The sequence below is a fragment of the Marinobacter sp. THAF197a genome (genome assembly GCF_009363275.1).
Lineage (GTDB): Bacteria > Pseudomonadota > Gammaproteobacteria > Pseudomonadales > Oleiphilaceae > Marinobacter.
Window position 1 is genome coordinate 2,203,603 of record NZ_CP045324.1, and the last position, 19,999, is coordinate 2,223,601.

Below are 19,999 nucleotides of genomic sequence, written 5' to 3' on the forward strand. Positions count from 1 at the left end.
CATGCCGGAGATGAAGCCAGAGAACGGCCGTAGTTCGTCAACACCGGTGATCCAGGTTCGGGGACTGTGTAACCGCTTTGGTGATCACCTGGTCCATGAAAACCTGAACCTGGACCTGTATCCCGGAGAAATTCTGGGGGTTGTTGGCGGATCCGGCACGGGCAAATCGGTTTTGCTGCGCAGCATCGTTGGCCTCAATACTCCTTCAAACGGCCACATCCAGCTTTTTGATGTCGATCTCACGGAACTTTCCGGTGCGGAGCGGTCTCTCTACGAGCAGCGATTCGGCGTGCTGTTTCAGGGCGGCGCCTTGTTTACCTCGCTCAACCTGGTGCAGAACGTTTCACTGCCACTGGTAGAGCACGCGGGGCTTACCCGCACGGAGGCCGAGGAACTTGCCCGGATGAAGCTGGCCCTGACCGGGCTGCCAGCGGATGCTGCCCTGAAATACCCTGCTGAGCTCTCCGGTGGTATGGTGAAACGAGCGGCCCTGGCACGCGCCCTGGCTCTGGACCCGGAGGTTCTGTTTCTGGACGAACCCACAGCGGGGCTGGACCCGATAGGCGCCGCAGCGTTCGACGAACTGATCGTAACCATGAGAAACGCCCTTGGGCTGACGGTCTTTCTTGTTACCCACGATCTGGATACGCTGTACACAACCTGTGACCGGGTAGCCGTATTATCCCGCAAAAAAGTGCTGGTGGCAGACACACTTGAAAACGTCGCCAGGACAGATGACAAATGGATACAGGAATACTTTCATGGCCCCAGGGGGCGGGCCGCAATCGATGCACATAACCGGCTGACCAGACAGGAGCCCGTTTAATGGAGCCAAAGGCCCATCACGTTATTATCGGACTGTTCACGCTGGCTGCAGTGACGGCTGCTTTACTGTTTGCGCTCTGGCTGGGCAAGTCCACCGCAGACCGCGAGTGGGCGTACTACCAGATAGGTTTTGATCATCCGGTGGGCGGGCTTTCAAAAGGCAATCCTGTGCTCTATAGCGGCGTTCCGGTTGGCGATGTTCTCGAGCTGTCTCTGGCACCAGACAACCCTGCCCATGTTCGGGTGCTGGTGCGTGTGGATCGGGACATTCCGGTTCGTGAGAACACCCGGGCGGAGCTGGTTCTTGCCAATATTACCGGCAGCATGAGTGTCCAGTTCACCGGCGGCACAACCGACAGCCAGGTACTTCAGGGTAACCGTGATAACCCACCGCTCATCAATGCACAGCCATCGGCGTTTTCCAACCTGCTAAACAACGGTGAGGCCATAATCTCCAGTGCAGAACAACTGTTAACCAGCATGAACCGCTTGCTTGCGTCGGAGAATCTGGAGAACGTCTCGGCCATTCTGGACAACACCCGCCTGGCAACGGAATCATTGCTCGCCAATCGGGAAGAGTTACTTGCCCTGATGGCTCAGTTCGACACGGCCGCTATCCGCGCCGAGGAAGCCGCGATCAAGGTTTCTGATACATCGGACCGGGCGCGCCAAACCCTGGAGCAGGAAATTGCGCCGGTTCTGGAATCCATGACCCAGGCCCTGTCCACCTTGCAGCCTACCCTGAGCCGGTTGGACCGACTGACCGAAGACAACGAACAGGTGTTGGATGCCGGGATTCAAGGCCTGGGTGACATCACACCGGTACTTCGCGAAATGCGCAACACTCTTCGCAACCTGAATTCCTTTACCCGCAGACTCGACGCAGACCCAATAGGCACCCTTCGTGGCGGCCCCAACCTCCAGGAATTTGAGCAATGACAATCGGCCTCCGCCGGCTGGCGGTTTATATCTCCGCAGCCACGCTAACGACTGCCTGCACCGTGTTCCCAACACCAGAACCGCCACGGGCTATGGATCTTGCCCCGTACGCTTCCGAGCCAATGCGGGAAACTCCCCGGCCGGTTTCGCTAAGAATAGATACCCCGCTGGCTTCAGACCCTCTGGACAGCGCAAGGGTCTTGCTTAAACCTTCGCTTTATGAGTTCCAGGCGTTACCTGCAGTTCGCTGGCGTGACAGCATTCCGGTGGTGGTCCGAGACTATCTGATACAGAGTTTTCGTTTCAACAGCGGGTTTGACAATGTTGTCACTGACACCAGTCCGGCGTTCGCCAGCCATACCCTGATTTCCGAACTATCGGCCTTTCATGCTGAGAACAGGCAGGATCAGGGTGTTACGGTGGTGATGGAGTTACATGCAGAGATCATGGGCAATCGCACCCGGAGAAGCCTTTGCAGCAAAAGCCAACGGGTGGAGCAGCGAGCTGAGAGCGCCTCAGTGGATGCCTTGATGGAGGCTTTCAGTGAGAGTTCCCGGGCGCTGGCCGAAGCCACGAATCGCTGGGCGTACGCCTGTCTGGCCGAAGCCAGACAACGCTAGTACCGGAAACGTCAGTGATCGTTATCCGGGAACAGGTCGGGCCAGGCCGCCTGCAGGTACAGCACCATTGACCATAGCGTAAGAACCGCCGCCAGATACAACAGCCCGATCGAAACATACGCCAGCAGCTGCCCTGGCGGGAACGCCAAAAGCCCAACAATGGCGACCATCTGGGCGGTGGTTTTTATCTTGCCGATATAGGAAACCGCGACACTGGCCCGGCTACCCATTTCCGCCATCCATTCCCGCAACGCTGAAATAACAATCTCCCGCCCGATAATAATCGTAGCGGGAATGGTCATCAGCACCGCAGCATGTTCTTCAATCAATACCGCCAATGCCACCGCCACCATGAGCTTGTCTGCCACCGGGTCCAGAAACGCACCAAATGGCGTGCTCTGGTCAAGCTTTCGGGCCAGGTAACCATCCAGCCAGTCGGTAATTCCCGCCAGCGCGAAGATAACGGCACTGGCCATGTAGCTCCATTGCATGGGCAGATAGAAAACAACCACGAACACCGGAATCATCACGATGCGAGACATGGTCAGTACGTTGGGTAAATTCATGGTGTTCCTATTCATCGTGCAATGCTGCGTATATGGATTCAGCCAGTGACTTGCTGATGCCTTGCACTTTGGTCATTTCATCCACACTGGCTTTGCGAATTTCCTGTATGCCGCCAAAGTAACGGATAAGTTCCCTGCGACGCTTGGGCCCAACCCCTTCGATACCTTCAAGGGTGGACTGCCGACGTTTTTTGTCCCGGCGAGCGCGATGGCCGGTAATGGCAAATCGGTGGGATTCATCCCGAATATGCTGAATCAGATGCAGCGCCGGCGAGTCAGCGGGCACCCGGAAAACATCGCCGGTCATGGCATCAATCAGCTGCTCCATTCCCGCCCGGCGGGTCACACCTTTGGCAACGCCAATCAGCGGAATGTCAGAGATCCCAAGTTCTTCAAACACTTCCCGGGCAATGTTCAACTGCCCTTTACCACCGTCGATAAACACCAGACTCGGGCGTTTGCCCTCACCGTTAACCAGCCGGCGATAACGGCGTGTCAGCACCTGGCGCATGGCGGCATAATCGTCACCAGCAGTCACACCCTCAATGTTGTAAAGCCGGTAATCGCTCTTCAGGGGCCCATTCTCGTCGAAAACCACACAAGATGCGACGGTATTTTCCCCGTGGCTGTGGCTGACGTCGAAACACTCCATTCGCGCCGGCGTTTCTGCCAGCTCCAGCAGGTCCCGCAGGGCGAGCAATCGCCGGTACACGGTTTCCTTGCTGGCTAAATGGGTCAGCAGAGTCTGGCGGGCGTTCGTCATGGCCAGCTCCAGCCAGCGGCGGCGTTCACCACGTACATTGCCACGGATACGGGTTTCCCGATTGGCGGCCTCACTCAGGGCTTCTGCCAGCAGCGCCTCTCCTTCAACCGCCACAGGCACCAGAATATCCCTTGGAATCTCCCGGCGGGTATCGCCGCCAAAATAGTACTGGCCCAGAAACGCCGCCAGCAACTCACCTTCGGACTGCTCCAGTGAAAAGCGGGGGAAATAGTCCTTGGTACCCAGAACCCGGCCACCGCGAACGATGATCACCACCACACACACCACACCGGCATCCTGGGCAATCGCAATAACATCAGCATCACCACCCTCACCGTCTACCGATTGCTGCTCCTGTACATGGCGCAGATGGTTGATCTGATCCCGGTAAGCGGCTGCTTTCTCGAATTCCAGGTTCTTCGATGCCGCTTCCATGGCATTCATCAGGTCATGGATGATGGCCGGGTTCTTACCCTCCAGAAACATGGTGGCGTGGCGAATATCCTGCTGGTAGTCCTCTGGGCTGATGTACTCCACGCAAGGTGCGGTACAGCGGTTTATCTGGTATTGCAGGCAAGGACGATTCCTGTTTCTGAAATAGCTTTCACTACAGGACCTTATACGGAAAACCTTCTGTAGAACATTAAGACTTTCCTTGACCGCCCCGGAGCTAGGGAACGGCCCAAACCAGGTGCCACCCCCCTTCTTGGTACGCCCCCGCCGGAACGTCAGCGACGGGTAATCACTGTGGGACGACAGATAGATATAGGGGTAGGACTTATCATCCCGAAGCAGGATGTTGTAGGGCGGCCGCAGGGATTTGATCAGGTTCTGTTCAAGCAACAGCGCTTCGGTTTCACTGCCGGTAATAGTGACTTCGATGGAGGCAATCTTGCCCACCAGGGCCTCGGTTTTCGGGGCCAGGCCGGTTTTGCGGAAATAACTGCTGACGCGTTTCTTGAGGTTGCGGGCTTTGCCCACGTAGAGCACGCCGCCGGTGTCATCGTACATACGATAAACGCCGGGGAGCTCGGTCAGTTGCTTCAGGAAGTCTTTGCTGTCAAACATCCCGACAATTTCTTCGGGTTCAGACCTTGTCGGCATCCAGCAACCCAAGCCGTACCGCCATCAGGGCCAACTCGACATCGCTGGAGATCTCGAGCTTCTCGAAAATACGATAGCGGTAACTGTTGACGGTTTTCGGGCTCAGGCAGAGCTTGTCGGAAATGTCCTGTACTTTCTGGCAATCCACCACCATCATGGCGATCTGCATCTCCCGCTCAGACAACCGCTCGAACCGGGAGAGCTCCCCGTCTTCCTCTCGGTCACCACCCAGCGTTTTGAGGGCCATTTTCTGGGCGATTTCCGGGCTGATGTATCTCTGGCCGGAGTGGGCCTTGCGAATAGCCCGCACCATCTCCTGGATATCAGCACCCTTGGTGATATACGCAGTGGCGCCACTCTGCATGACACGGGCGGGGTATGGGTCGTCGGCACAGGCCGTTACAACAATCACCCGGATGGAATCATCAATACGCAGTATTCGCCGGGTTGCTTCGAGACCACCAATGCCAGGCATCCGAATGTCCATCAGGACAATATCCGGGCGGTCCTTGCGCACAAACTCAATCGCATCCTCACCGGATGAGGCCTGGCCAATCGCTTCAATATCGGGATTGTCAGCCAACATGCGGGTTATACCGGAGCGCACCAGCTCGTGATCATCAACAACCAGTACCCTGATCAAATGTCACCTCGCCATCAGGTATGAAAAAAACAGACTGATTGTAACGTTTAGGAAAGCCGACGGGTAGGCACCGCAGGCAAAAGCCTGCAGACAAACCAATAAAAGCTTTCAGACTTCGGCGGAAGGGCTACCAAGGCCAGCAGTGTTCTCGACGGGGTCAAACCAGACCACCAGATCGCCCCGGCGCACGGCAGACAGCACCCGCTCCCGCTCTGCCAGTGGACTCTCGGTGTCATTCAACCCGTGGTAACGTGTGCAGTACTCCTCAGCCAGCCCTTGCAGCTGGTCTTCGGTCAGCAACTCGGCGTCCACCACAAATTTCTCTTCCCGGGGGTCCGCTTCCGGCTGCCGCGCTGCTTCGTCACTCATAAAACCTCCAATCAGTCGCTGTATGTTACGGTTTTATGGCGACAATCAGAACCCCCGCTGTTGGAGACACATGCTATTGTTCCGCATACCGGGTTCGAAAGCCGGAGGCCAGCTGCCGCATAGACACAGACTCCTGCCTGAGCGACTCACTCACCCGACGCGCATTGTCCACGTTCTCCGTCAGAGTGTCAGCGCTGGCAGACAATGAGACAGCCCGGCGGCCTACCCTGCCGATCTCCTCGTGCTGAAGGGCAATGGAACTACGGATATGATCGCTGTGCTGCTCCAACTCATCGAACTGGTTTTTAAGTCGCTCCAGGTGAGTTTTAAGCGCCAGGAGGTTGGTCTGGTTCAATTCCCCCGCCTCTCGCATTTCCGCCAGAAGCCCATCGACACTACCAACGCCTGTTACAAGGTCCTGCACCCACTGGCGGATGTTGCTGGTGGACTCCGCCGTCCTTCGGGACAGCGTGCGCACTTCGTCTGCAACCACCGCAAATCCCCGACCATGCTCACCGGCCCTCGCAGCTTCTATAGCGGCGTTAAGCGCCAGCAAATTGGTTTGTTCCGCAATATCGGCAATCACACCGATTACCTGTTCGATCTTGCCCGTCGAGTCATTAAGAGCGTGAATGGACTCGGAGACTCGCGCTATCACCTCAACCGTATGCTCTGCCGCCTGCTCGCTATTCCGCAAACCGCCCTGCACTTCCACATTGGCAACCACGGCCTGCCGGACAGTGACGGCCGACAGCTCTGTGGCTTGCTCAATCTGTGATGCCTGGTCAGCAATTGAGGTCATCGACGCACTGACATCACCGATCTGTTGTCCCGTTTCCTCTGAGGCACGCTGCAAGGCTTCAGCCCCTTCATCAAGCGCCGCAGAACGCTCGTCCAGGCCGGCCGCTGCACGACGGATATCGCCAATGAAACCCTCAAATCGGCGCACAAGGCTTTCCAGCGCGCCGGCAACGCCTGCCACTTCGTCGCGGCCGCCCACCTCCGGCGTTCGTGACAAGTCAGACTCGGCCTCCATTGCCATCAGTTCCCGCTCCATGTATTGCAGCCGCAGAATGACCGAATGCCTGAGCCACAGGGTCATGGCCACGACCACCACAAGGAACGCCAGTGAGCCCCCAAACAGAACAACTCTCTGGCCCGAGAGGAACGCCAGCAAATCATCGGCGCCAGCTGACACGTCGTCCCGACTGGCAGCCTGTTGATGATTTATTGCTTCGAGCATTGGCTCCAACGCTGGAAACAGCTGAAAATCGACCACCTGGCCTACCCGGTAGTAACTTTTCTCTTCAACACCCTTGCCCATGTCGCCCACCAGAGCCAACACCCGATCAAACTCGCCTTGATGATCAACAGCCCAGCTGCGCAAACGCTCAGCTCCTTGCACGCGTTTCCAATGGTCCCGCAAAGCGGTGTCCAGATAGTCAAACTCCGTCTCGATCTCATCCCATAACAGTAACTGCGCCTTTATCTTGAAAGCGAGGTCCTGAAGCCGGCGATGATCCTGCTCAAGATCCATAAGCACCCAGGTGTCCTGAAGATTGTTGCGCATGAGATTCTCGGAGGCATCCTCGGCCTTGAGAATGATTATCCAGGAAAGAACCGCCAGGCCTGTGACGGCAATAAGAGAAAGGACAGCAAAGAACAGGATGCGGGCTCGAACGGTGGACAGCATGACAACTCCAGACGGGAAGGTACCCGTGGAGGGTATGCCTGTTTTATGACGCTTTTATTTCATCTTTTGCGTCAAATACTTGATTGCGCCTTTTGGCGCACTTCAAAACCCTGTTCCAATTCACTATCATCGCCACTTTCATAACGTTTGGATGCTAATGAACCAGGACACCTTCCGACTGACACTGCCGATCCTGTTTGGTTATCTGCCCTTGGGCATGGCCTTCGGCGTGCTGTTCACCACACAGCTGGATTATGCCTGGTGGGTTGCGCCCCTGATGGGCCTGGTTATCTATGCAGGGTCTGGCCAGATACTCGCTGTCAGCCTGCTGGCCGCAAGTGCCGGACTACTGGAAGTGGCTGTTGCCATGTTCGTACTTAACGCCAGGCACCTGTTTTATGGGCTTTCTCTTTTGGGGCAGTTCCGCGGTGCCGGCTGGCGCAAGGGCTATCTGATTTTCGGTCTCACCGATGAAACCTACTCGCTGCTTACCAGCAGGCCAAGGACACCTGATCGCCAACACGAACAAGCCATTGATTTCAGAATTACGCTGTTCAACCAGCTTTATTGGATAACGGGCTGTGCCATTGGTGCCCTGCTTGGTGAGCTGGTCGCTTTCGACAGCACCGGTATTGAGTTTGCCCTGGTAGCGCTGTTCATCGTTCTGACCATCGAGCAATACAAGGCCTTGGGCAACACCTTTCCGCTCTGGGCAGGCGCACTGGCGGCGGGCCTGGCCATGTTGCTGGTACCGCCAGCCCATCAGTTGATCGCAGCGATTACCCTGGTCACAACCACCCTGCTACTCCACTACTGGAAGCTACACAAACGCACAAATAGCGGTGAGGTAAGCCATGGCTGAGCAGTATTATCTGGCGGCCTTCATTGCGGTGTCTGCCGGTGCAACCTTTGCAACCCGTGTGGTGCCGTTTCTTTTTTTCGAGCGCCACACCGAGCACCCCCTGGTAAAGCATATCGGGCGCTTTCTACCGGCAGCTGTAATGGCGTTGCTTGCAATGATTTTTCTTCAGAGGTCGGCAAACTGGAGCGCCAGCGCGCCAGGGTTGGACGCCTTGGTTCCAGGGTTGCTGGTGGTCATCATTCACTTGTGGCAGCGTAACGCGCTTCTCTCCATAGCCGCGGGTACTGCCGCATACATGACCATTCAGCAAGCAGGCTGGCTTACCTAGTGTCCCGTCTGGCTAATTCCTTAACCAGACGGGATGCCAGATCAGGGCGTACCTTCAACATTGGCAACGAGCCTGGAATCTTCCAGCGCCGCCGTGCGGTGCTTGACCACACCTTTATATTCCGGGCTTTCAATCATGGCCAGAAAGGCATTGATCGACGGGTAGCGCACCAGCAAGACCTGATCCCAGGACTCATCGGGCGGAGCAATCAGCGAACCTACAGAGCGGCCCGACCAGATCACTTCCGCACCAACGGTGCGAACGCATTCCGCAGCTTCTTCCATATATCGCTTGTAGGCATCACGGCCTGAACAATCGTGAGCGTCATCCTGGTAAGCAGCCCGGTCGCGAAACCTTAAAAGATTCAGCATCACGACGGGCTGATCTTTGGGGGTTTCCTGCAAAACTTTGCGGAGCTCTTCCTGAGATGGATTGATGGTCGCCATGTTTGTCCCTGTTCATGAATGCTGAAGCGTTACTGTATATCAAACCTGTGTAACCAACAGTAAACCAATTTTCGGGAATATGCACCAGCTGACTACGACCGACTTAAACAAGAACACCCCGTAAAGTCGCCACGGCAATCGTAGATCAGGGGTTCAGCCCAGGATCGCTACAAGCCGAATGAAACTAACCCCCAAGCAGCGCTAAAACGTCAGAAGTGCAAACGGCTACCAACCATCGCAACACGTACATCATCGTAGTCACCGGCATCTGCATCCAGTGCGAAATTGTTATAGACGGCGTAGACCTCGAGACGCTTGATGGGCTGATAGACGTATGCGACGCCGAAGACCTCTACATCGGAGCCCGCAATGGTCGTACGAACCTCAGGGTCACCTTCGTTTGCTCCGGGCGTTACAACAACCGGATTAAAGTCCTTGCCCTGGGCACGATGCACTGTAAAGGCATGCTTTCCAGTCTTGTATCCAACCTTGAACATGCTGAAGTCCGAATCACGGCCGGCATCGTTCTCGGTATTCGAGTACACCACACCCAGATTGATACCTGTATCGTGCAACCAGGAAACCGAGCCTCCGATGGTCTCCAGATCGCCCGCGGCGCTCCCTACGTCCTTGGTGGAGTAGCCAATAGAGGCAGACATGCGACCAAGGCCATCAATAGTTTCGTTGTAGGAAGCGGCAAGTTCCGTGATGTCCTGCTCGCTCTTATAGCCCTGGCTGACAGCCACGCTCACAGGACCAAACCGCGGACTGTCATAGCGCACACGATCGTAGCGGGACTCGAAATCCTGGCTCCGAATAGACTGGAATACCGTTGGGCTAGGGCCACCATTTTTCTCAACAAACGGCAAGGCACCACCTACCAACGCAAGATCAGGGAACGTGACGACCTTGGTGCCGGACAGGTCGGCTTCAGTCGCGCCATCAGCAGCGCCAGATCCCTGCCCCACGGCCAACGTTCCATAGGCACCTTCAACAAACAGACTGATGATTCGCTCATCAAAGTCACCCTTGATGGATCGGTTTTCCGGGGTCACGAGGTTCGAGGGGTTATGCTGATATTCCCACTCCAGATGTGCACCCACTTTCAGGCCGGTATCCGGGAGATCGGTGCTGATCACACCGCCAACACGACTGGACGCGTAATCGTTGTCCACGATGTACTGCTCTGAACCATTGCCGGTATCGGAATGCATAATGGCCATGTTAATAAAGCCGTACACTCGCACGTCCAGGTCAGGCATCTCGACTTTTTGGGCAAACGCGGGGGCAGAAGTCATGCCTGCCAGGGCAACACACAACGCAAGTTTGGCCTTCTTCATCTCTTATCTCCGTTTTGGAATAACGTTATGCCATGTAGTTTAACAGAGCAGGATAAGTGATAGAGACTAAAACTGGTTTGACGGAGGTCAGTTTAAGGAGCTGCGGGGAAATCAATGAAGAGGAATAGAAATAAAAAAACCCCAGCATTTCTGCTGGGGTTTCATATTGGCGGAGAGGGAGGGATTCGAACCCTCGATACGCTATTAACGTATACACACTTTCCAGGCGTGCGCCTTCAGCCACTCGGCCACCTCTCCAATAAACTGTTTCAAATCAGCGATGTCGTCGCTCATTTGAGGGCGCAAACTTTAATGGTTTTGGGGGCGTTTGGCAACTGTCTCCAGCGAGATTCCTGAAAAATTTGTTTGAACGGGGATAATTGCTCATTCTTGTAGCCAGATCCTTTAACCTGGAGTGAAAAACCATGCTGATGAAGGCAGAACAATCCACGCTGCTACTTGTTGATGTTCAGGAACGCCTGATGCCCGCCATAAGCCAGGGCGCTGAAGTGGCTGATCGTTGTACCTTGCTGGCCACCATTGCGGGGTTGCTGGAGGTACCGGTGGTGGGCACGGAGCAGCTACCCGAGAAGCTGGGACCGAATGTTGAGTCAGTGCGGGAACTGTGCAACGTCACCGTCGGCAAACATCACTTTGATGCCTGCCCGGACGGTTTGATTGATCAGCTACCGGAGGGGCGCCAGCAAATTGTCATCGGTGGCTGCGAAACCCACGTATGTATGCTGCAAACGGCACTGAGTCTGCTGGATGCTGGCTATAAAGTATGGGTGGTAGCGGATGCCACCGGCTCCCGTAACGACTTCGACCGGGATGTCGCACTTGACCGCCTGCACCAGAGTGGCGCCCGGATTGTCACCACCGAGATGGTGGCCTTCGAGTGGATGGTGCATTGCAAGCATCCCCGATTCCGGGACATTCAGGCGCTGATCAAATAACCGAACTAATGAGGTGTTCATGCTGAATATGGATTTCTCCCAACGGGTGGTGATTCGTACCGCCGAGCAACCCTGGGTTGCCAGCCCCGCCGCCGGGGTTGAACGCAAACCCCTGGCCCGGGAGGAAGCCGAACGGGGACACGCCACCAGCGTGGTACGTTATCTTCCGGGCTCGGCTTTTGCCCGTCATGAACACCCGCTGGGCGAAGAGATACTGGTTCTGGATGGCGTATTCTCTGATGAAACAGGCCACTACCCAGCAGGCACTTATTTGCGCAATCCGCCAGGTAGCGGGCATGCACCCTTCAGCAAACAAGGCTGCACGTTATTGGTGAAGCTACACCAGTTTGATCAACGGGATACGGCCACGGTTCGTGTCGATACCAACACCGCAGAATGGTTGCCTGGCATTGGCGGACTGCAGGTGATGCCGCTGCATGAGTTCGAGCATGAGCATGTAGCACTGGTAAAGTGGCCAGCCAATGAAGTGTTTCAACCCCATCGGCATTTTGGCGGCGAGGAAATCTTTGTACTTAGCGGAGAATTCTGCGATGAGCATGGCCGTTATCCCGAGGGAACCTGGTTACGTAGCCCACACCTGAGCCAGCATCACCCGTTTGTTGACCAGGAAACAGTCATCTGGGTGAAGACCGGTCACCTCCCCTTGGCTTGATTTAACCAAAAGCGGCCCCTCGAGAGGGGCCGAAATAGAGCACTATCCCGACTACAACAAAATCATCAAACACCACCTGGCTAAGAGGCGAGATTGGTGCGCCAACCGGGCTGGCCAAACTCATCACTGCCGAATCGTTCGTGGCCATTACCGATAGCCATCCCTTCACCAGCCGGCACTTCGAATACGTGGTAGGCTTCTGGTCCGAACGGATCGAGTGCGGTATCCAGGTACTCATAGGCATCTGGCACCGGCTCGCCGGACATGGCAACCCTGAACTGCCGCTCCACCATCGGGACCGTAACGCTCAGAGGCTGCTGCACCCAGAGAAAAACGGCCTTCTGGGCGACCAGATACTCGCACCGAACCACTTTGCATCCCTCACGCAGGGTCAACGTGGTCGGCTCTTTTCCAGGCTCAAGACGGAACTTGTGAATGGTTTTCATGGCGATACTCCTTCAGAGGTTGCCAGACACAATTCCATCATGCACCGCCGAAGACTTCGAGAAAATAAGATTTATTGAGCAAAAATCATCGATATTATCGAGGTAAATCAAAGCCGCTACAGATTGCCCGCACACCTTCATGGGCAACCTTCCGGCTTCGGGTGATGGCGTACAGTTGATCGGTTACCGCTTTGACAGGCGCAATTTCCTCCACCTGATATTGGCGGCAAACCTCCTCCTTGATTGCCGTTGGCGCCGCAAACACGCCCAACCCTTCCCGCCCGAACACTTTGATAAGCGCACTGTCGTCTACCCGGGCCACCAGGTCCATCCTGACATTGCTGATGGTCAGCCAGTTCATCAGCTTCTGGAAATACGGCGCGTCCGTGGCGTTGGCCAGCAAGGGCTGATGATTGAGAGAGGCCGGAAAGTCGTCCCGAAGCCGCCCAGCCATCTCCGGGGCGGCAAACAAACTGATGGTAGACGATGTCAGGGGATGAACCGCGAAGCGATCTGTGACCGCTTCGGTCTGAGGCATACGGTCTGTCAGCACGACATCCAGTTCTTTGCGTTTGAGACTGAGAAGCAAATCTTCGGCGCGGCCTGTTCGGCAATCCAGGTTGACTCGCCTGTTCAGCTTCAGGGCCGGCTGCAATAACTGAAAAGCAATCAGCTTATGAATAGACGCCGAAACGCCGGCCGCCAATCTCAGCGGGCGATCAGCGGGGGCCAAACGCAAGGTTTCAGACAGCTCCCCAGTCAGTGCAAAAATGTCGTTGGCGTAGGACTGAACCAATTGCCCCAGTTCGGTCAGGACCAGACGCCGCCTTTCCCGGCTGAACAACTGCCCTCCGACTGATTCCTCGAAAGTGGCAAGCTGGCCACTCAGGGTTTGCGGCGCAAGATCGAGCAGCTCGCTGGCTTTGGCAATCGAGCCCTCACGGCTGATGACCCAGAAATAATAGAGGTGCCTGAGATTAAGCTGATCCATGACGTAAACCTAGTTTGTGGTCGCTCTTCGTGACCGCAGCAACCAAACCGACATCAAAACACTGTGCAGCACCAATAATGGTACCGCCACCAGTAGCAGGCTTGCCCAGCCAACCGAGGCCAGTACAGCGCCGGCACTCAATGCCGCTGTCGCCTGGGCGGTGAACACCATCATGTCATTCAGGCCCTGCACACGGAAACGCTCAGACTGCTGGTAGCCCTGGGGCAACAGGGTCGTCCCACCAACAAACAGGAAATTCCACCCCACGCCAAGCAACAGAAGAGCCCACAGATAATGGTGAAAGCTGATACCGCTGGCCGCCAGCAGAATGCAAGCCAGATACGCCAACAATCCCGCCGCCATCATTAACGGGATGCCGACAATCCGGGTCAACCAACCGGAAATCAGTGACGGAAGATACATAGCCATGATGTGCAATTGGATGACCCGTTTGGCGTCATCCAGATCATGCCCGGCCATTTCCGTCATACTCAACGGGGTTGCCGTCATGATAAAGCTCATCACTGCGTAGCCAATGGCGGCGCCGCTGATAGCTGTCCAAACCAGCGGGTTTGCCAGAATCTCCCTGAGTGGGCGACCTCCGCCAACCACGGTTTCGGGCACCCGTTCTGACTTGGCACGGTACCCGAGCGCAAGAATGACAAACGCCAGGGCCTGAACCACGGCCAATCCAGCCCAACTGTACAGGAACGGGTAGGATTCAGATTGACCACTGCCCAGGCCAGCCACTTCAGGCCCCAACCAGGCTGCAACCAGGCCACCCAGCAACACTCTCGCAGCGGCCGAGCCGGCCAAATCCGGTGCAACCGACTCCATCGCCGCAAAACGATACTGATGCACCACGGCCAGGCCCGCACCACCCAGAACCGCAGCAAGACACATCAGGGTAAAGTGCGACTGCCAGGAAGCATAGGCCCCCAGCAAACCGGCAAGAACCCCGGAAACCGCGCCCAGAAGCATTACCTGCTTGCGCCCTACCCTCTCCATCAGCCAGGTCGCCGGCTTGATGGCCAAAACCGTGCCGACCACCACCAATCCGACCGGCAAGGTGGCCAGCTCTGGCGCAGGTGCCAGCAAACGCCCCTGGATGGAGCCGATGAATACGATAAAAGGCGCGGTGCACATGGCCAGCGCCTGGGCAGCCACCAGCACCCAGACATTCAATGGCATGAGTTATTTCTTCCTGTAGATAATGCCGGGGTGGCACTGAACCATCTCGTACAGATCAGGAAGGCCGTTCAACGATTCAGAGGCGCCCAGAATGAGATAGCCACCGGGGTTGAGAGCCCCGTGCAATCGAGTAAGGATGTCTTTCTTGAGGTCCGCGGAAAAATAGATCAGTACGTTTCGGCACATGATGATGTCGAACTTGCCAAGCATATACCGCTCAAGCAGATTGAGTTCCTTGAACTCCACCATGGCCTTGATTTGCGGCTTTATCTGCCAGCCACCGTTGGCAGAGGGCGTAAAAAACTGCTTCTGCCGCTCTGGTGACAGCCCACGACCGATGGCGATCATTTCATATTCGCCCCGCCGGGCCACTTCCAGGACGCTTTTGGAAATATCCGTTGCAGTAATTTTTACGTCCCGCAACTTCCCGGGCCGGTTGCGCCGGAACTCATCCACAACCATACCTACCGAGTAGGGCTCCTGTCCTGTTGAGCACGCAGCAGACCAGATGCGAAGCGGTTGAAGCGAATTGCGCTCGGCGAACTCCGGCAATAGCTTGTCCTGAAGGATACGAAATGGGTGGTTGTCCCGAAACCAGAGGGTCTCGTTGGTGGTCATGGCATCGATAACCAGCTCACGCAGGCCGCTGCGCCCCACCCGCTTCAAGCGATCGAGAAGCTCACCCAGTGAATTCAGGTTGTTTTCCTCAAGAATCCTGCGTAGACGGCTCTTCACCAGGTACTGCTTGTTGTCACCCAACAGAATGCCACAAGCGTCCTGCAGGAATGTCTTGAAGGCTTCGTATTCCTGAGGCGTAATTTCCGCTTTCATTGGATCTCTATCGTGGGTAAGTCCATGAGCCGAGGCATCAGTTCTGGTCAATAATTTCCATTACCCGCTCGGCAAGCTCGTCCGGGCTGAATTTCGCCATGAAGTCATCGGCACCGACCTTCTGAACCATCGCCCGGTTAAAGACACCACTCAGGGATGTATGGAGCATCACATACATGCCGCTGAGCGCCGGATTCTCTTTGATTCTGGTAACGAGGGTGTAACCGTCCATCTCCGGCATTTCCACATCGGAAATGATCAACGATAAGTGGTCTCGGGCAGTGGAACCGTCCCCCGTGATCTCCTTGAGATAGTTCAACGCCTGTTTACCGTCATTTTTGGTGACCACTTCCATTCCGATCGCGGTCAGGCAGCGCTCGATCTGGCGCCTCGCCACAGACGAATCATCAACAACCAGTACCGGCAAATGCCCGGGCACACGCTCGGCGCTGCGAGTTTTCAGCTCTTCGGTGACATCTTCCCTGAGCGGAGAAACTTCTGCAAGAATCTTTTCTACATCAATGATTTCTACAAGTTTGTCATCAATCTTGGTGACCGCCGTCAAGTACACATCCTTGCCAGCCCCCTTGGGTGGCGGGAGGATATCTTCCCAGTTCATATTCATGATCCGGTCGACACCCGTCACCAGAAAGCCCTGAGTTTTGCGGTTGTACTCGGTAATGATGACAAAGCTTGTGGCCAGCTCTTCCTGCGGAATGCCTGCCATGCCAATAGCCATGCTCAGGTCGATGATGGGGATGGTCTCGCCACGGATATGGGACACGCCCCGAACTACCTGGCGGCTGTTAGGAATCGATGACAGCTTCGGGCATTGAAGGACCTCCTTCACCTTAAAAACGTTGATCCCGTAAAGCTGCCGCCCGCGCAAACGGAACAACAACAGCTCAAGCCGGTTCTGACCAACAAGCTGCGTCCGCTGGTTAACGCTGTCCAACACCCCTGCCATAACTTTCTACTCCCGGCATGCCAACGATCGGCACAGAATTTGCTCAGTTATTATTAAACAACTTGCTTACGCGAACCCGGACCAAAACATTGACGCCCGGTGTCCAATCAAGGTTAACGGCCCCAGCGCCATTTTCCTTAACGGAACTCGCATAAATATGCCTAACTGACAGCATAGGACAAAGCAGTGCAGATGCGAACCATCTTTTTAGCGACCTTTTGCCTATCGACCCTCGGCCTGAATACCGCGGCTGCGGCCACCACCGCAAACGAGATACGCGATGCCGCCGGTCAATTTATCGAAGCCTGGGCCGACGAGCAGCGCCAGCAACAATACGAGGTGAGCTTCGCTGTCGGCAGCATCGATAGCCGGCTTAGCCTGGCTGCTTGCGAACAGGCACTCGAAACCGCATTTACCAACGATCCCCTGCGGACGACATCGCCATCGGTGATGGTGTCCTGTGCCGGGGAGCGGCCATGGCGGATGTTCGTCACAGCCAGTATCGAAGTACACGGCCCCGCCCTTGTGGCAGCTCGGCCTCTGGCCCGCGGTGAGCGCATCAGCGGTGAACTGTTGCAGGAAAAGCAGGTGCAGATCAACGCCAGCCGCAGAGGCATTCTCACAGATAGCGAACAGGTATCCGGCATGCTGGTGAGGCGACCAGTTAATGCAGGGTCGGTGCTGACGCCAGATCTGCTCGAAGCTCCCAATGCCGTTGAGCGGGGCGATCATGTTATCATCACCGCCAAATCCGCAGTGTTCTCGGTCAGTTCCCGAGGCAAGGCGCTGGCCAGTGCCAGTGTCGGCGAGCAAGTAATGGTCGAGAATCTGCAATCAGCACGCACGGTTCGGGCAACGGTCACGGCTCCTGGCCGGGTGGAAATTGCCATGTAACGGCAAATCCGTGCCCAGCGGAAAATTTTTTCCGTTTTTTTCTAAAGGTCAGCTTAACGCTGCCGATACGCAGATATAAACCCGATTCCGCCACCTTTGAAGGTGGCCACAGGCAAGCAGGTATCCTTATGTCAGTTGACTTAAATGGAATTGGCCCCGGCCAGGTCAACACCACCAGAACCACGGCCGACAAAGCAACAGGCAGCCAGAGCACGCCCTCCACGGCTGGAGAGCAGGCAAAGGCTCAAAGCACGGCTGCCCGCGGCGACAACGTCAGTCTCAGCAATCAGGCAAAAAACCTGAAGCAGCTGGAACAGAAACTGGGCGACTACCCGGAAATGGATGACGACCGCATTGCGCAGATTCGCGCAGCACTGGAAGATGGCACCTACAAAATTGATGCAGAGAAACTGGCCCAGAAAATGCTTGAGATGGATAAAAGCATTTTCGGGTGAGTAAGACATGGCTGCAATCATTGAATTGAAGACCCTCCTCTCAGAAGACATCCGCCAGCTTGAAACCCTGGCGGACCTTCTCAACCAGGAAAAACAACTCCTGGCGTCCTCGGACATCGCTCCGCTCCAGGAAATAACCGCTCAGAAAAACAACATCCTGACGGATATCCGTGAGCGTGCGAAACAAAAGATCCGCCTGTTGGTGAGCATGGGGTACCGACCGGATGCCGGCGAGCCCTCGAGGTTTATCCGTGCCGGCGGCATGGAAGACCTGTACCAACTCTGGAAAACCGCCGATGGGCGCCTTCGTGCGTGCCAGGAACTGAACCAGAACAACGGTCGTGTTGTCGGACACCTTCAAAAACGCCTGACGCGACTCACGGACATCTTCCGTGGGGCCTCTGCCCAACAGAAGCTTTATGGTGCCAAGGGCGAGCAAACCAGCGTATCCGGCGGCAACATTCTGGCCAGCGCCTGACAGACCCTGCAAACCAAAACGCCCGGATGAGCTATCCGGGCGTTTTTCGTCAGATTCACCTTACCCGTGCATTAACGGGTGTACATCGTCATTTGGGAATCCGGATGAAACCGTATGTTGTGAATGCTCACGTTCCCCATGGATGGACTCTGATTGCCGCTCACGCGGATGTTGTCCATCCGGATCTCCTCAATCCGTTCGGGAAACGCCAGTCTCAAGGCACCATCCTCTCGAATGGAATATCGGGGCTCACCCTCCCTGTAGTGAACACCAGAGATGGTCAGGTCGGAATCGAGGAAACTGAGCACTGGCACAAAAATGTTGGCGGCCAGTTTGATTCCCTCTACTGAATCGAGTCCGGCGAGTTGCGGATCATCAACAACGCCGCCAGCACTTCCCGGCATTGCGGCAACCGTTTCAATACGCTCCAGCAAGCCCACACTGCTTTGAGCCGTTACGCCGGCCATATCGCTGTCAGACAGAGGCGCAAAGCCCCCCTTTTCATATAACTGACCGGCCTGTGCAGGCATGGATGCCGCGCTGGTATTGCCAGCCGCCAGCGACACCAACGGCTGAAACGGCAACGTCACCATGGTAACCAGCGCTGCCGCATTACGATAACGGGCCTGGTGCTTGAGAACACGATGCAGTTCCTTGTCAGTCACCCAGCCAGCGGCGATCAGCACTTCGCCCAGGCGCTGCCCGGTTTCCCGCTGCAACAACAACGCCTCGTCCAGCTGACCTTCCGACAAATAGCCGCGATTGATCAACAACCGGCCAAGCCGGGACTTTTCTTCAAACCCCTTACGGATTCTCACTAGGCTCCTCCCGCATTCAGAGTGATCACCGTACAACCAGGCCCGGTATTGATAATGATTAAAGCGTAGCCCAATCACCTGGCCTACGCTGTTCTGATTTGCACTTATTCAGGTAAGGATCTGTTAAGATCTTCGCTAATTTTGTTCTATCCGGATTGTCTCAGGATTCCTGATAACAACTGAAACTGTGAGAGCCTCTGAAATGACAAATATCGTAAAACCCGTATCAACTGTGATGTCAGTCCTGTTTGCCGCCATCGCTGCCCTGATGCTGGCCACTCCGATTCAGGCAGAAGAACTGCCGAAGGTTCGCTTTGTTACCTCTGAAGGGGCCTTTGAGCTTGAGTTGCGCCCTGACGTAGCCCCGAAAACCGTGGAGAATTTCCTCTCCTATGTCGAAGACGGATTCTACGACGGTACGATCTTTCACCGGGTGATTCCCGGCTTTATGATTCAGGGCGGCGGATTTACCGACACCATGGCCCGTAAACAGACCAAGAACCCCATCGTTAACGAAGCTTCAGCAACCCTGCCTAATCTTCGGGGCACCGTGGCCATGGCCCGAACCAGCTCCCCAAATTCAGCAACCTCTCAGTTCTTCATTAATGTCGCCAAAAACGATTTCCTGAATGCTGGTGTGCGTGGTGCGGGCTACGCGGTCTTTGGCAAAGTCACCGAAGGCATGGGCGTGATCGACAAGATTGCCGGCGTACAAACCGGACATCGCCAGGGCATGGCGGATGTTCCGGTTCAGGCCGTCGTGATCGAGAAAGTGACTCTGGTTAACACTGAAGACTGAGC

Annotated in this window: 24 protein-coding genes and 1 tRNA gene; 11 read left to right on the top strand and 14 right to left on the bottom strand. The window is 55.8% G+C overall.

Translation table 11 applies throughout. From position 1 onward, the window contains the following. The first annotated feature begins 1 nt into the window (after nucleotide 1). Genes FIV08_RS10200 through FIV08_RS10210 form a run of 3 tightly spaced genes read left to right on the top strand, consistent with a single transcriptional unit; the run spans nucleotide 2 to nucleotide 2,384 of the window. On the top strand, nucleotides 2-826 hold the full coding sequence (locus tag FIV08_RS10200; RefSeq protein WP_152438248.1) for an ABC transporter ATP-binding protein: 825 nt from the start codon (nucleotides 2-4) through the stop codon (nucleotides 824-826). Next, nucleotides 826-1,764 carry an MlaD family protein gene (locus FIV08_RS10205; protein WP_152438249.1) on the top strand — a complete coding sequence of 313 codons (939 nt, stop codon included), beginning with the start codon at nucleotides 826-828 and terminating at the stop codon, nucleotides 1,762-1,764. The genes FIV08_RS10200 and FIV08_RS10205 overlap by 1 nt, the downstream gene beginning before the upstream one ends. Beyond that, nucleotides 1,761-2,384, top strand: coding sequence for an ABC-type transport auxiliary lipoprotein family protein (locus FIV08_RS10210; protein WP_152438250.1), 624 nt, complete (start codon nucleotides 1,761-1,763; stop codon nucleotides 2,382-2,384). Before FIV08_RS10205 ends, FIV08_RS10210 begins: the two co-directional genes overlap by 4 nt. Before the next feature lie 11 nt (nucleotides 2,385-2,395). Here FIV08_RS10210 and pgsA read toward each other — a convergent pair whose 3' ends face one another. The 5 genes from pgsA to FIV08_RS10235 all read right to left on the bottom strand — a co-directional run bounded on the left by pgsA (nucleotide 2,396) and on the right by FIV08_RS10235 (nucleotide 7,522). After that, nucleotides 2,396-2,950 carry a CDP-diacylglycerol--glycerol-3-phosphate 3-phosphatidyltransferase gene (gene pgsA, locus FIV08_RS10215; protein WP_152438251.1) on the bottom strand — a complete coding sequence of 185 codons (555 nt, stop codon included), beginning with the start codon at nucleotides 2,948-2,950 and terminating at the stop codon, nucleotides 2,396-2,398. A gap of 7 nt (nucleotides 2,951-2,957) precedes the next feature. Beyond that, nucleotides 2,958-4,817 (bottom strand): excinuclease ABC subunit UvrC, encoded by a 1,860-nt coding sequence (gene uvrC, locus FIV08_RS10220; protein ID WP_152438252.1) that lies wholly within the window; start codon nucleotides 4,815-4,817, stop codon nucleotides 2,958-2,960. Beyond that, nucleotides 4,801-5,460 carry a UvrY/SirA/GacA family response regulator transcription factor gene (uvrY, locus tag FIV08_RS10225; RefSeq protein WP_058091151.1) on the bottom strand — a complete coding sequence of 220 codons (660 nt, stop codon included), beginning with the start codon at nucleotides 5,458-5,460 and terminating at the stop codon, nucleotides 4,801-4,803. The genes uvrC and uvrY overlap by 17 nt, the downstream gene beginning before the upstream one ends. A gap of 108 nt (nucleotides 5,461-5,568) precedes the next feature. Beyond that, nucleotides 5,569-5,829 (bottom strand): hypothetical protein, encoded by a 261-nt coding sequence (locus FIV08_RS10230; protein WP_152438253.1) that lies wholly within the window; start codon nucleotides 5,827-5,829, stop codon nucleotides 5,569-5,571. Nucleotides 5,830-5,902: 73 nt separating this feature from the next. Then, a complete protein-coding gene (locus FIV08_RS10235) occupies nucleotides 5,903-7,522 on the bottom strand; it encodes a methyl-accepting chemotaxis protein (RefSeq protein WP_152438254.1) in 1,620 nt (539 codons plus the stop codon). Nucleotides 7,523-7,679: 157 nt separating this feature from the next. Between FIV08_RS10235 and FIV08_RS10240 the strand changes: the two genes are divergently transcribed. Both FIV08_RS10240 and FIV08_RS10245 read left to right on the top strand, forming a co-directional pair. Continuing rightward, the gene (locus FIV08_RS10240) at nucleotides 7,680-8,384 is read left to right on the top strand and encodes an AzlC family ABC transporter permease (RefSeq protein WP_152438255.1); all 705 of its coding nucleotides are present in this window, start codon (nucleotides 7,680-7,682) and stop codon (nucleotides 8,382-8,384) included. Continuing rightward, nucleotides 8,377-8,712, top strand: a complete 336-nt coding sequence (locus FIV08_RS10245; RefSeq protein ID WP_152438256.1) for a branched-chain amino acid transporter permease — start codon at nucleotides 8,377-8,379, stop codon at nucleotides 8,710-8,712. The genes FIV08_RS10240 and FIV08_RS10245 overlap by 8 nt, the downstream gene beginning before the upstream one ends. A 41-nt stretch (nucleotides 8,713-8,753) precedes the next feature. On the opposite strand, the gene FIV08_RS10250 is transcribed toward FIV08_RS10245, so the two are convergent. The 3 genes from FIV08_RS10250 to FIV08_RS10260 form a co-directional block, all read right to left on the bottom strand. Beyond that, the gene (locus tag FIV08_RS10250) at nucleotides 8,754-9,158 is read right to left on the bottom strand and encodes a DUF1330 domain-containing protein (RefSeq protein WP_058091156.1); all 405 of its coding nucleotides are present in this window, start codon (nucleotides 9,156-9,158) and stop codon (nucleotides 8,754-8,756) included. A 209-nt stretch (nucleotides 9,159-9,367) separates the two neighbouring features. Beyond that, complete coding sequence (locus FIV08_RS10255) at nucleotides 9,368-10,498, bottom strand: porin (RefSeq protein ID WP_152438257.1); 1,131 nt, start codon at nucleotides 10,496-10,498, stop codon at nucleotides 9,368-9,370. Between the two features lie 167 nt (nucleotides 10,499-10,665). Then, nucleotides 10,666-10,756 (bottom strand) — tRNA-Ser (locus FIV08_RS10260). A gap of 167 nt (nucleotides 10,757-10,923) precedes the next feature. On the opposite strand from FIV08_RS10260, the gene FIV08_RS10265 reads away from it, so the two are divergent. Then, nucleotides 10,924-11,454: an isochorismatase family protein gene (locus FIV08_RS10265; protein WP_058091157.1), complete on the top strand. Its 531-nt coding sequence runs from the start codon at nucleotides 10,924-10,926 to the stop codon at nucleotides 11,452-11,454. Nucleotides 11,455-11,473: 19 nt separating this feature from the next. Then, on the top strand, nucleotides 11,474-12,127 hold the full coding sequence (locus tag FIV08_RS10270) for a cupin domain-containing protein (protein WP_152438258.1): 654 nt from the start codon (nucleotides 11,474-11,476) through the stop codon (nucleotides 12,125-12,127). Between the two features lie 80 nt (nucleotides 12,128-12,207). Here FIV08_RS10270 and FIV08_RS10275 read toward each other — a convergent pair whose 3' ends face one another. The 5 genes from FIV08_RS10275 to FIV08_RS10295 all read right to left on the bottom strand — a co-directional run bounded on the left by FIV08_RS10275 (nucleotide 12,208) and on the right by FIV08_RS10295 (nucleotide 16,553). Further along, nucleotides 12,208-12,573, bottom strand: a complete 366-nt coding sequence (locus FIV08_RS10275) for a DUF7352 domain-containing protein (protein ID WP_061332202.1) — start codon at nucleotides 12,571-12,573, stop codon at nucleotides 12,208-12,210. A gap of 94 nt (nucleotides 12,574-12,667) precedes the next feature. Beyond that, on the bottom strand, nucleotides 12,668-13,564 hold the full coding sequence (locus tag FIV08_RS10280; protein ID WP_152438259.1) for a LysR family transcriptional regulator: 897 nt from the start codon (nucleotides 13,562-13,564) through the stop codon (nucleotides 12,668-12,670). 9 nt (nucleotides 13,565-13,573) lie between these two features. Then, nucleotides 13,574-14,755: an MFS transporter gene (locus FIV08_RS10285; RefSeq protein WP_152438260.1), complete on the bottom strand. Its 1,182-nt coding sequence runs from the start codon at nucleotides 14,753-14,755 to the stop codon at nucleotides 13,574-13,576. Between the two features lie 3 nt (nucleotides 14,756-14,758). After that, nucleotides 14,759-15,586 (bottom strand): CheR family methyltransferase, encoded by an 828-nt coding sequence (locus FIV08_RS10290; RefSeq protein WP_152438261.1) that lies wholly within the window; start codon nucleotides 15,584-15,586, stop codon nucleotides 14,759-14,761. 37 nt (nucleotides 15,587-15,623) lie between these two features. After that, complete coding sequence (locus FIV08_RS10295) at nucleotides 15,624-16,553, bottom strand: chemotaxis protein CheV (RefSeq protein ID WP_058091162.1); 930 nt, start codon at nucleotides 16,551-16,553, stop codon at nucleotides 15,624-15,626. 192 nt (nucleotides 16,554-16,745) lie between these two features. Here FIV08_RS10295 and flgA point away from each other — a divergent pair, with 192 nt between their 5' ends. The 3 genes from flgA to FIV08_RS10310 all read left to right on the top strand — a co-directional run bounded on the left by flgA (nucleotide 16,746) and on the right by FIV08_RS10310 (nucleotide 18,380). Next, nucleotides 16,746-17,447 (top strand): flagellar basal body P-ring formation chaperone FlgA, encoded by a 702-nt coding sequence (gene flgA, locus FIV08_RS10300; protein WP_172972267.1) that lies wholly within the window; start codon nucleotides 16,746-16,748, stop codon nucleotides 17,445-17,447. 128 nt (nucleotides 17,448-17,575) lie between these two features. Next, nucleotides 17,576-17,902, top strand: a complete 327-nt coding sequence (gene flgM / locus FIV08_RS10305) for a flagellar biosynthesis anti-sigma factor FlgM (RefSeq protein WP_106695863.1) — start codon at nucleotides 17,576-17,578, stop codon at nucleotides 17,900-17,902. A gap of 7 nt (nucleotides 17,903-17,909) precedes the next feature. Continuing rightward, nucleotides 17,910-18,380 (top strand): flagella synthesis protein FlgN, encoded by a 471-nt coding sequence (locus FIV08_RS10310; RefSeq protein ID WP_152438263.1) that lies wholly within the window; start codon nucleotides 17,910-17,912, stop codon nucleotides 18,378-18,380. 71 nt (nucleotides 18,381-18,451) lie between these two features. Here FIV08_RS10310 and FIV08_RS10315 read toward each other — a convergent pair whose 3' ends face one another. Further along, on the bottom strand, nucleotides 18,452-19,198 hold the full coding sequence (locus FIV08_RS10315) for a pilus assembly protein PilB (RefSeq protein WP_152438264.1): 747 nt from the start codon (nucleotides 19,196-19,198) through the stop codon (nucleotides 18,452-18,454). Nucleotides 19,199-19,400: 202 nt separating this feature from the next. Here FIV08_RS10315 and FIV08_RS10320 point away from each other — a divergent pair, with 202 nt between their 5' ends. After that, nucleotides 19,401-19,997: a peptidylprolyl isomerase gene (locus FIV08_RS10320; protein WP_152438265.1), complete on the top strand. Its 597-nt coding sequence runs from the start codon at nucleotides 19,401-19,403 to the stop codon at nucleotides 19,995-19,997. Nucleotides 19,998-19,999 lie beyond the last annotated feature (2 nt).